General features: G+C 46.0%; 11 protein-coding genes and 2 pseudogenes. 4 read left to right on the top strand and 9 right to left on the bottom strand.

The features are described from left to right. Window positions 1-422: pseudogene (locus LX24_RS14340) on the bottom strand (transposase); the annotation flags it as partial. Window positions 423-596: 174 nt separating this feature from the next. Between LX24_RS14340 and LX24_RS14345 the strand changes: the two are divergent. The 3 genes and pseudogenes from LX24_RS14345 to LX24_RS14355 form a co-directional block, all read left to right on the top strand. After that, window positions 597-776 (top strand): annotated as a pseudogene (locus tag LX24_RS14345) (hypothetical protein); the annotation flags it as partial. A gap of 359 nt (window positions 777-1135) precedes the next feature. Then, on the top strand, window positions 1136-1336 hold the full coding sequence (locus LX24_RS14350; RefSeq protein WP_166512815.1) for a hypothetical protein: 201 nt from the start codon (window positions 1136-1138) through the stop codon (window positions 1334-1336). 61 nt (window positions 1337-1397) lie between these two features. Next, on the top strand, window positions 1398-2036 hold the full coding sequence (locus LX24_RS14355; protein WP_166512816.1) for a hypothetical protein: 639 nt from the start codon (window positions 1398-1400) through the stop codon (window positions 2034-2036). A gap of 58 nt (window positions 2037-2094) precedes the next feature. On the opposite strand, the gene LX24_RS14360 is transcribed toward LX24_RS14355, so the two are convergent. The 8 genes from LX24_RS14360 to LX24_RS14395 form a co-directional block, all read right to left on the bottom strand. Then, the gene (locus LX24_RS14360; RefSeq protein ID WP_166512817.1) at window positions 2095-2583 is read right to left on the bottom strand and encodes a CBS domain-containing protein; all 489 of its coding nucleotides are present in this window, start codon (window positions 2581-2583) and stop codon (window positions 2095-2097) included. 15 nt (window positions 2584-2598) lie between these two features. Beyond that, a complete protein-coding gene (locus tag LX24_RS14365; protein ID WP_166512818.1) occupies window positions 2599-3087 on the bottom strand; it encodes a CBS domain-containing protein in 489 nt (162 codons plus the stop codon). A 31-nt stretch (window positions 3088-3118) separates the two neighbouring features. Next, a complete protein-coding gene (locus LX24_RS14370) occupies window positions 3119-4486 on the bottom strand; it encodes a sigma-54-dependent transcriptional regulator (RefSeq protein WP_166512819.1) in 1368 nt (455 codons plus the stop codon). Further along, a complete protein-coding gene (atoS, locus tag LX24_RS14375) occupies window positions 4479-6296 on the bottom strand; it encodes a two-component system sensor histidine kinase AtoS (RefSeq protein WP_166512820.1) in 1818 nt (605 codons plus the stop codon). The genes LX24_RS14370 and atoS overlap by 8 nt, the downstream gene beginning before the upstream one ends. 444 nt (window positions 6297-6740) lie before the next feature. After that, entirely contained in the window at window positions 6741-7844 is a 1104-nt protein-coding gene (locus tag LX24_RS14380; protein ID WP_166512821.1) for a sulfite exporter TauE/SafE family protein, read from the bottom strand. A 651-nt stretch (window positions 7845-8495) separates the two neighbouring features. Next, window positions 8496-8699 carry a hypothetical protein gene (locus LX24_RS14385; RefSeq protein WP_166512822.1) on the bottom strand — a complete coding sequence of 68 codons (204 nt, stop codon included), beginning with the start codon at window positions 8697-8699 and terminating at the stop codon, window positions 8496-8498. A gap of 41 nt (window positions 8700-8740) precedes the next feature. Next, window positions 8741-9943 (bottom strand): sulfite exporter TauE/SafE family protein, encoded by a 1203-nt coding sequence (locus tag LX24_RS14390; protein WP_243131773.1) that lies wholly within the window; start codon window positions 9941-9943, stop codon window positions 8741-8743. 14 nt (window positions 9944-9957) lie between these two features. Then, complete coding sequence (locus LX24_RS14395; protein WP_166512823.1) at window positions 9958-10203, bottom strand: hypothetical protein; 246 nt, start codon at window positions 10201-10203, stop codon at window positions 9958-9960. 698 nt (window positions 10204-10901) lie between these two features. On the opposite strand from LX24_RS14395, the gene LX24_RS14400 reads away from it, so the two are divergent. Further along, a complete protein-coding gene (locus tag LX24_RS14400; RefSeq protein WP_166512824.1) occupies window positions 10902-11285 on the top strand; it encodes a CPBP family intramembrane glutamic endopeptidase in 384 nt (127 codons plus the stop codon). Window positions 11286-11623: the final 338 nt, after the last annotated feature.

Raw genomic sequence — 11623 nt, forward strand, 5'->3', positions numbered from 1 at the left:
TTGTCAGTGGCCCTGCCCTTGCTGTCCATGCTGATTTGGACCCCAGCGTTTTTTAAAATCTCTATGTACTGCGGGCTGGTAAACTGGCTTCCCTGGTCGCTGTTCATGATTTCCGGCCGGGATTGGGTCAGGGCTCTTTTGACCGCTTCCAGAACAAAGTATATCTCCAGCGTGAGATCCATTTCCCAACTAATCACATAGCGAGAATACCAGTCCATGATTGCCACCAGGTATACCCAGCCCTTTTGCAGGCGAATGTAGGTAATATCTATGCCCCAGACTTGGTCTGGGCGGGTGATCTCAAGGTTACTGAGCAAGTATGGATAGACCTTATGTTGCTGGTTACGCTTACTCAGGTTCGGGCCGGGAGAAATGCCGGCGATTCCCATTTCCCGCATATGTCGCTGTACCGCTTTACGGTTCGCGTGTGGATGGTGGTTTACGCGCTGTTGTATGTGGCCTTCTTCACCGGGCTGGCGGTGTACAGCTTCAACCGCAAGGATATATAAGGGTATATATTGCTTTAAAATTTTTCCCATAATAGCATGTAACAGTTGAAAAGATGTGGCCGGGGAAGTATTATAAAATGTGGCCCCATAAACGTCTGTAAAAAGAAACAGTTGTCCAACGTACGCAGCTCCACGGCGGACATAGCCGTAAAGCTAACACCGCACCGCCCAATGACCCTGGAGCAGTGCCTGGAATTCATCGCGGACGACGAGCTGGTGGAAGTAACACCAAAATCAATACGCATGCGTAAAAAAAGTGCGTCCTGACAATTTTTTTCAGTTCGGGCGCGCTTTTTTGTCTTTATGTCGTTTAACACTTTGATATTTTGCTTTTTTTAATAACACACGGCACTTCCTCCACAGCCAGCCCTGGTTACAAAAACACAGTATTTAAGCCATTCTAAAACCACCTCCCGCATGTTGTACAAAAAAACCACCAGTATTGACTTAGTTATGGTCAATCGTTCTTGCCTGTAATAATTTAAACGCCCTGTTTATGCGGGTTTTCCGAACTTCGAAAGCTGGCACAAAGCTTGCACCACAGTTTATACAATATTCCACATTCCACTAAACTATAAATTCCACTAAACTAAAAAGCTGGGCAGCACTCAACGGGAGGGAAATTAATGCATAACAGAGGAAAATTGCACCATTGGATGGTCAGCAACCTGGAGGAACCTTTCCTGGAAGCGGAAATTATAAGAGCTGAATTGTCCAAGGGCAATAAAATAAACATGCCTGAAATAAAGAAGTATAGAAAACTCTTGTACAGTTCACTGGTTATACTTGGTTTACCACTGATAGTTTTTTTGATTAACCTGACCTGATCCCAGATGAATTTTACCGAGTTCCACATACAAATTACCGTCCCATTGGGAGAGAGATGTCATGACGAACCGGGAGTTTGTTTCAGCTTTTATTGCTCAAAAAGAAAAATTTTGTCGGCAGCTATCACTTGGCGCAGATAACCGCAAGACGCTGGACTTGTTTGAAAAGTGGTTAAAAGAAAACTTGCGTGATCGCACCAAGTCTACAGAGCATCCGGCGAAAAAAAACAACAATATTATCAGCCAACAGCTGGACAACATAGTAACCGGAGCCGCAAAAATTTTGGCCAAACAAGGGATACAGATTAATTGTGTTTCTCTTCCCGTACCCGTAAGCAAAAGCAACTCACGCTGTCTCAGGGTTCAACCATACAACACCGTTTATTACCGAATACGCAAAACTTCCCCGCGCAAAGGTAAGCACAAAGGTGAACACCTGATTTCCATTGAGTTGGTGGCAGACGGGAACAAAAACAAAGTTTTTCTCCCTCTTCTAAAATACAAAGATGATATAGAACAAGACCTCAATCTCCCTCTAGAAAGGGAGAACAAATCCATTGAAGCTACGGGCAAGTACAGGCTGAAAATTGTTTTCAATGACATGAATGGGGTTGAATTATTTCACGTGCAAAAGTTTAGCCGGATTTTAGCGGATTTTATATCCGTAACGTCACGTTATCTTAAAAAAATCTCCATATAGCACCAAAGCTTTTCAATAAAGCAAACACTGAGATCGATTTAGCCGTGAGTACTTGGAATTAATGAAAATACTCGTCTATCACCATGAATACATCAATTGGTCTTACAATACCCACCGGTTTGCCCTTATCCATCACCGGCAGGGTATTGACCTGATATTTTAACAAAGCAAGCGCCACGTCCATTACGGAGGCTTCCGCAGGCACCGTGTATAACCGCAGCGGGCGCATAATATCCCTCACTCGAACTCCCGATTCCCGGCGCATCCGGTCCACATAATACCAGCCCCAGGACTCGGCCTTTATATTAGGGTCCCGGTCCAGTTCCTGTATCCCCGCCGCTCGCAGCAAACCAGACATGGTGAGAATTCCCACCAGGTTTCCATCAGCACCGAGCACCAGTACACTCCTGTGACCGTGCCACGCCCTTCCTTTACTGTGCATGGCACCCCGCAGTTCTTTAATCGCCTCGTATAGAGTTGCATTATCACTGATTGTTACGTAATCGTCCAGGGGAACCATAATATCAGAAGCCTTTTTATTTTTCATTCCCTTCACCCCTTTTTAATCAAGTAATTCACCGATTATCCAAAACATATCTATGGTGCGCACCATGCCCACCAATTCGCTACCTTCCAGTACCGGCAACAGGTTGATTTTTCTCTCCACCATTTGGCGGACCGCTTTAAAAATGTTGTCATCCTTTTGTACCGTTATGGCGCCTATGGGACGCATGATTTCCTTGACTGTTATTTCCATGTGCTGGTGGGAACCCCCCGGCATAAAAAACACTTCCGCGTAGCTGGTTAATAAGTGATCCTGGATGGCCCGCAGTTTAAAAGCCTGCAGCAATCTTCGCAAAGTCAACAAACCCACCAGCTGCTCATTAGCATCCAGCACCAGTGCTGCTTGAAACCCGAACCAGGTACCGTCCTGCTGGTGAAAAAACTGGCGCATAATCTTTACCGCTTCCGCCACCACGTAATCTTCCCGGATTACCGGAAAATCGTCAACAGGTACCATTATATTCTCAATATTATGACTATATGACACCGTTACACCATCCCCTTTTAAACTTTACGGTTTAAATAATACCGAACTCTTTCATCTTTGCATAAAGCGAACTTCGATTTATCTTTAATGCCTGGGCCGTGGCTGTACGGTTCCAATTGTTCTCAGCCAGCGCTTTCAAAATAACTTCGCGTTCCACTTCCGCCACAATTTCTTTTAAAGAATCCCCCTGGATTTCTCCCAGCCACTCGATCCTCCTGTCTTTTTTACGCAGGCTGTGAGGCAAGTCCTCCACCGTTAAGAGCGGCCTACTGGACATTAGTACCGCCCTTTCACAAACATTTTTCAATTCCCGTATATTGCCTGGCCAATCATAATTTTCCAAAACTGTCATGGCCTCTCTGTCAAAGCCGGATACCGGTTTACCGTGTTCGCGGCTGCAACGCTTGATAATGTGGCAAACCAGTTCCGGTATGTCTTCCTTGCGTTCCCGTAATGGAGGCAGCACAATTTCCACCACGTTGATCCGATAATAAAGGTCTTCCCTGAAAGTGCCATCTTTAATGCATTTTTCCAGGTTTTTATTGGTTGCCGCCACTATGCGCGTATCCACGCGGATGGTCTCCGTACCTCCCACCCGCTCGAATTCCCTGTCCTGCAACACCCTCAATAACTTGGCCTGGGTGGAAAGGGACATCTCGGCAATTTCATCCAGGAAAATAGTACCCCGGTGCGCCATTTCAAATTTCCCCTGCTTGGAGGCCACCGCCCCAGTAAAAGCACCCTTTTCGTGACCGAAAAGCTCGCTTTCCAGTAGGTTTTCCGGAATAGATGCGCAGTTTATTTTTACAAAACTGTAAGCCCGCCGCACACTGTTTGCGTGAATGGCCTCGGCCACCAGTTCCTTGCCGGTGCCGCTTTCACCCCTGATTAACACCGTGGCCGTGCTGTTAGCCACCCGACCAATGGTTTTGTAGATGTTTTGCATCACGGGCGATTTACCCACCATGATGTTGTCTTTTGCCCGCTCGACCTCATGTTCCGCCTGCCCGGAACGCTGGACCATTGCCTTGACTTCCGTAGCCTTTTTAACGGTATCAAGAAGTTCGTTGATCTTTAGCGGTTTCATCAGGTAATCAAAAGCGCCCAGCCGCATACCTTCAATGGTGGTCTCGGTCGAGCCGTAAGCCGTAATCAGTATAACCGGCACATGTTGTCCGCGCTTGTTGATTATTTCCAGTGCCCTTATGCCGTCTATTTCGGGCATACGAATATCCAGCAGCACCGTGTCGGGATTTAAGCGGTCAATCATATCCAGCCCTTCCTGACCGTTTGAAGCTAGCTCCACCCGGTAACAGTTATCTTCCAGTATGTCACGTAGCGTTTCCCGTACGCTTTGCTCATCATCGACTACTAAAACTAACTTGGACACTTTAAACATCCTCCCTGGTTTTCAAGTAGAATGTAAACTTGGACCCCTTCCCCACCTCGCTTTCCACTTCAATGTGCCCCCCGTGCACCTGGATGATTTCGTGGGCTATGGCCAGCCCGAGCCCTGTTCCCTTGGGGCGACCAGAGAAAAACGGGTCAAACAGGTGGGCAAGATGTTCCCTGGGAATACCGCAACCGGTGTCCGCAATGGAAACGAATACCTGCTCCGTATCCTCTTCATACCCGGTGCGAATAGTCACCGTTCCACCTTCGGGCATGGCTTGCAGGGCGTTGAACAATATGTTCACCAACACCCGCTCTATTTGCTCCGGATCAATCCACGCCCTGGGTATATCCTTGTCAAGTTCAGTGATAATGTTGTACTTACCCTGGTGTATTTCATGGAAAAAATCCAGTATTCCTTTAACCAGTGCATTTAAATCTTTAAATTTAAACCTGGCCTCGGCCGGTTTGGCAAAATACAGTAATTGGTCCACAATGGCATCCAGCCTGGCAACCTCTCTGTGCATGGTCGCTAGAGCCCTGGGATTGGGGGTGTGCTGGTTCTGCCAGTGCTGGATATAACAACTAATTGAGGTTAACGGGTTACGTATTTCGTGGGCTACGCCGGTAACAAGTTTACCAAGGGAGGCCAACCGTTCCTGGCGCTGCGCCTTTTCCCGCATGCGCACCCGTTCGGTTATATCCCGGCAAAGCAAGACAACACCAATAAAGGTTCCCCCCGGGCGGATGAGAATACTGGTACTGACCACCAGTTGAAGAACATTGTGCCCGTTTTTGGCATAAGAAACATTAAGGTCTTTCATATTCCTGCGCTCTTCCAGGGTTCTGCCGATCAATTCCGCAAACGGAGAGGAGGAGGGCAACAAATCCCTGTAATTGTATTCCAGGCAATCTTCCGGCAAGTCCATGAGCTTGCGGGCCATATTGTTGGCAATCATCACCCGCCCACCAACGTCCACCACAAGTATGGCATCATCAATGGCGGCCAGCATGGTTTCGTTGTATACGTTGAGGTCGGAAATCTTTTGGGCGAACCCGTTGATGGCGTCCACTATCTCACCCAGTTCACCCGGCGCGGGCGGCAAAGTTTTACTGAGATCCTTCTCCAGGAGTTTGACACCGTCCTTGATATCTTCCACCTGGTTGATTAGCTGACGAAAAATAAACATGGAACCGGCAATGCCTGTAATCACAACCAGGACGATAATGGAATACACATTATATTCAACTTCCCGGCGCTTGGCGTAGTAACTGGTTTCCTGCAGGTACTCTGCCGAACGGATAACCCCCTCCACTTCACCGTTCCGGGTAAATGGTTTGTAGACCTCCAGGATTCCGCCTTCCTCCTGGCCCAGGTTCTGAGACAGCGAGGAACCGGTATCAAGTACGACCTGAAAGGCCCTTTTACGGCGTAGGGAATAGTTTTCTTTCAATACCCGGGTACCGTCCAGAAAAATATCCAGGTCGGAGTAATAAAGGCCGATATGCACTTCGGGGTATTCACGGTTTATTGAGTGGATTATAGGGTTTATATATTCCTCAAGAATTAATATTTTTTCCTGTCTGGTTAAATTTTCCTTGTTATGAGTGGCAAGGTATTCGTTGATACTGCCTTCAACACTTTGATCAAACATATACGCAGCCTGGTTTAGCCTGGCTTTCTGGTGTTCCAGCAGTGATAGCTCGCTGTTGCGTATTATACTCATCAGGTAAATGGTTAAAAGGACGGTGAGTATAAGCAACAATGAAACAAATAACAAAATGCGGTTGCCGAAAAAAATGTTCTTTTTAAACATTTTTAATACCTCATTTCTTTGCTTTAAATTATGAGTAGCGGGTATGTTATAAGGCAACCGCCTTATATGCACATTATATCACAACGGGTTTTAAGCAAATTCAACTATTATGACGCGTAAAAGTTTTCCTCCAAAATCCATCAATAAAATTATGTAATCTATGGTGCAATCGTCATGCCACCAGTGAGCCGTCATAAAACCCTTTATTTCGGGGTTCCCAGCACAACATAATCACATACAACTGTATGAAATCTGGTCACCGCTGACCAGATTTCATACAGTTGTATGTCGTGCTTTGATATACAAAGCTCCTACAGGGGAACAGAAAACAAACAGGTGTCCATAATTACAGCAAATCCAACAAGTATTAGAGAATTGTAGTACTAAAAATCGCTATTAATTAGTTGCATCGTCTTAAGTCCACACCACCTGAAATTTACATATTTAAACGGGAGATTCCGTTTTCTGCAACCCTGCGTACTTTTCCTCCCTTTCCGCCCTTCTATAAGCCTGAAATATCCAATAAAAAATAATTGAAACACCAACCAGCCCGCTCCCGAACAAAAAAGCATTGCTGACCATGGTAACTACATGGTGAGTGTTGGCGCTAAGGTTAATTCGACCCAGGTCACCCAGGTATACGGGCACCATGGTGGCCCGGCTAAGTGCTACCATAGCAATAATAGATACCATAACCAGCCTAATCTGCGATCCACGTACCACCCTGGTACCGATGGCACCCAAGTTTATCCCGATTAGCGAGCCCAAGTATAACAAAAGAGCAATTCGAATATCCACGTACCCATACAATGAGTATAAAAATGCTCCCTGAAACCCGGAGAATATGGCTAAAAAAAGCTCTGTACCGGCGGCCACGTAAGTGGGGATGCCTAGCAAATATATCATCGCCGGAACACCGATAAAACCGCCCACCCCGATAGTGCCGGCCAGAAAACCGGTAGCGAAACCCACCAAAAGCGACAACCACAAGGAACACTTAACCCCGGCGACTTTAAAATGAATAACAGGCGGTATATTTGAATTACGTATTTTGTCCAACAATTTAGGCTCACCGGTCGCCTGTTCCCCATGCATCTTTTTTTGTCGCTTGATGTCCCGGTACATGAACAAAGCAACCCAGGAAAGAATGACTACAAAAACGACACTAATATAAAGATTGGAGCCCGCAGCACCCATTCTTTCCATTACTCCCTTATTCAGCGCCACCGCCGCCTGTACACCGGCAAAAAGAGCTATAAACATAACTAATCCCATGCGAACGTCCACATTGCCAAACTCACTATGTTTTTTAGCCCCCATGATGGCCTTGCCAAACTTATGCGTAATATTGGCAGCCACCGCCATAATTCCCGGAATTCCCAGGCTCATCATGGCTGGGGTCATAATAAAGGCACCCCCCGAACCCAAGAAACCGCTTAAAGTACCGCCTACCAATCCGATAGCAAACAGGGATAAAGCAGTTTTGGGAGTCATGGCAATAAATTTAATCGCTTCAGCGGCAGCTGGTAATTCCACTGCTCCGGCCATGCTTCTATTCCTCCCTCAATTCCTGTGATTTTAATTTTTTTTCCAGGGTATGTTTAAGAAATTTAGTTATCGCAGTGCCGTAAAAAAATGCGGCCAATAAGGCAATTGCCATTGCTGTCAATGGAGCCGCATATGTATGGCTCTGCATAAGTCTATTTACCGTTTGAGTATTTGTAAAAACGGTAACATATACACAAATCGTTACTACAAAACATATGACTGCTTTTACTAATGCCGTCTTTTTTTCCTCTACTTTATACTTTGTAATTTTAACTCCTCCTCCTTTCCGCCTAGACTTCATTAGAATGCAATAAATGAAATAACTAACACCTCCCTGGTTTTTGTAACTTATGGTGCAATCGTCATGCCAGTCACGAGGACCAATTAAACCCACTGTTTTCGGGCATCGCGGACAACATGTTATTGATTGTTTGTTGTAAAACTGGTCACTGACGACCAAAACCCGGACAGGTTATTAATTTCTATTACTGATTACTGTGGTTGCGCCATATTTAAAAAACATCATCTTGTCCTAATTTACGTCAAAAAAATAAGAAAATCTTTTAAAACTAAACTTCTGTTGTCAAAACAATCATAAAATGTGTAGGGCGCCACTCCTCAACGGTTTTGGCGCCCCACATGGCGGCAGGTTTAATAGGCTTGGCGCATCTTCTTCTGGATTTCAGGTTCCAAATGTGAGCACCTGCGCAATTTTCCTCCCTCGATAACACGTAACCTATTAACCCTTTCCGTTGCCCGGTTGGACAACATCATATCGACCCTGTGCATCTCTGCTTGTAACAACGGTTCTTGCAAATTGCTTTCGAACCACCGGTGTATCTTTTTCCAGTCCATATAATTCCCCCCCTGTGGGACCCAAATTGTTTCCCGCAAACCTAGTTGTGCTGAAGCGATTGTTGTACAACTTCGCTGGCTTCTTCCTGGCGCTGAATCTCCCGCCGGGCTTTAATCATATTCACCAGGATGATTACACCGCCCATGGCCAGGGCAAAACACATGGTGACAAAGCTAACATTGTTCAGAGTATGAATCGTAGCGCTATTCATTTGGATTGTACCCAGTTCGGTAAGGTAACCCGGAATGGCAAACCCCCTGCTGACGGAAACAATGAGCATAATGGTGGCCATAACCAGTTTAATCATGTGCTCTTTTACGTAGGTGGTTCCCACGGCACCCAGCTGTACCCCGATAAGCGAGCCCGCCAGAATGAGCAGGGCCAGCCTGATGTCCACAAAACCGCCCATGGCCCAGTTAATGGTACCGGACATTCCCATTACGAAAGCTACCACCAGTTCTGTTGCGCTGGCTATCATGGCCGGTGCTCCGATAATGTATATCATCCCCGGAACCCCGATAAAACCGCCCACGGCAATGGTGGCTGCCAGCAAACCAGTGCAGAGTCCAACCGGCATAGTCACCCACAATGATACTCTCCGGTTGGCTGTCTTGAGGTAAATCATGGGAGGAATGTTTATGCGGGCAATTTTATCCGCCAGGCTATCCTTTTTAACCCCTCCGGTCCTATTTTCCGGCCGCATGGATTTTCTGGCGTCGTACAGCATGTAAATACCGAGTACCGTCAATACGGATACGAACGCCAGACTGACGTAAAGGTTTGAACCGGCAGCTCCCCACTTGGCAAAAATGAATTTTTGGACCCTGATGCCCAGCTGCACACCTATAGTGGCGGTTACGGCCATAATCAAACCAAGCTTCAAGTCCACCTGCCCGTACTTGAAACGCTTATAGGCGCCCACCAGGGCCTTCGGGAACTTGTGACACATATTGCTGGCCACCGCTATGGCCGCCGGCACACCAAGGCTCATTATTCCCGGGGTGAGCACAAACGCGCCGCCGGAACCGATAAAACCGCTGATTAAACCACCAAGGAACCCCAGGATAAACAGGAACAGAATACCGGACAGTTTCAGGTTGATAAACTCTTTAACCATATCATCGCCGCTCAATTGTTCTCCTGCTGCTTCACTAATGCCGGGGAGTAGAAAAACCCCCAGCGCCAGCATTATGAAAACAGTCATCTTTGCATGCTTCATATTTATCGAATCAAATAGTTTCATTACCCCTTCACCCCTTACTTTTTGTTTCCGGGTTTGAAACCCATCGCTTCCACCAGGTAGTTTGAGAAAGCCCCGTGTACAAATGAAAATACCAGTGCTGTAACGATAACCGCGATTGCAAAAACTCCTCCCCTGGTGAAATAGTCCATCACGATACCCTGGTTCGCAAAGACCAGTGTGTAAAGAGCCAGTGAAAGAATTCCCCAGAGTATCAAGTTACGCAAAATACCACCCTTTTTTTGCGTTTTGATCTTAACCACATTAACCACCTCCGGAACAAAACATTAAAAAACGAAAACCCGCCGCCTTTTTACCGAAAACCCTACCACCGTACTACATACTTGTGATTGCAATCACTATTGTTTGTTTAATGTTTTGAGCAAGAGGCGTGCCAAGGCATTTAAATGTTACAGCCCAATAAAATCAAGATTTTTCGGGATAAACAAAACGGGTGGGTGACCAAATACACAACAACACCGTGGGGGATTTAATCAGTGGATTAATTTGGAGGTTTCCAGGCCGTGGATTACAAGGGGTTAACGAAAGGGTGCGGACGTTAGGAGCTGATTAAGAATAAGTCAGTATTTTCTGTAATTTTATATCGTGCTGATAAAAGAAAATAAAAATTTTAATTGTACATTAATATGCTTGACACGGGCCTCCCGGAAGCCGGGTATAACAAGCCTGCTGGAAACAGCGCCCCCGAAATGGTTCCCAAAAAGATTATGTTTTACCCCTCCGGGTTCTTTTTTGCTACAATATAAACATGCCACAGATAACACAAAGAACAATAATTAACTTGAGTATAGGGTTATCCGTAATATGCACGGTACTTTCATGGTTCATCATCACGGGGATTGAAAACAGGCCTTTCCTGCCAAGTTTAACAGACGGCCGGGCTATACCCGTACAAATTCTGCTGGGAAGCTTATATGGCTCTGTTGCCGGGTTAATTTGCTTGTTTTTGTTATTAGCGGCGCCCGTTTTTGAAGATTTGCGCAATCTGTTCATTGGAATAATCAATGATGTCAATTTGAATCCAGTTACAATAATACTTATATCGGCCCTGGCCGGTTTTAGCGAGGAGTTTCTGTTTCGCGGCGGCTTACAACCGTTAATCGGCTTATGGTGGTCTTCGGCCCTTTTCATTGCCCTGCACGGATATTTCAACCCCCGTAACTGGCGGATAACTCTTTACGGTTTGCTTATGTTTGCACTCAGCATAGGGCTGGGTCTAATGTATCAGTGGGTTGGTTTGTTGGCGGCAATCTTTGCCCACACGATGGTGGATGTAGTGATTCTGTTGGGGTTGTTGGTTAATCAAAAATACTATCTTAAATAAGTACAGATGTAAAATATCCACCTGATTTCGCCGGAACATACAAAAACACCAGATTGTTAAACGCACACCCGGCACCCAAGCCGGGTGCTACACATTTTTCACATGATTTACGAACCGGTTGAGGATGTTTCAACCCACACCCGGCACCCAAGCCGGGTGCTACAAACGCCGATTAAAAAGCTGGCGTTTATGCCGGGTATGTTTCAATCCACACCCGGCACCTGTGTTTGTCAACCAAAAAGGGGTTCTTCCGCACTTTTGGTGTCAATAGACAATACCTATTGATAGTCCTCGTCGATATTTTTAAGTTGAAACAGTCAACTTGACAAAAAGCAAAG

Origin of the sequence: Desulfallas thermosapovorans DSM 6562 (genome assembly GCF_008124625.1) — a bacterium.
Taxonomy (GTDB): domain Bacteria; phylum Bacillota; class Desulfotomaculia; order Desulfotomaculales; family Desulfallaceae; genus Sporotomaculum; species Sporotomaculum thermosapovorans.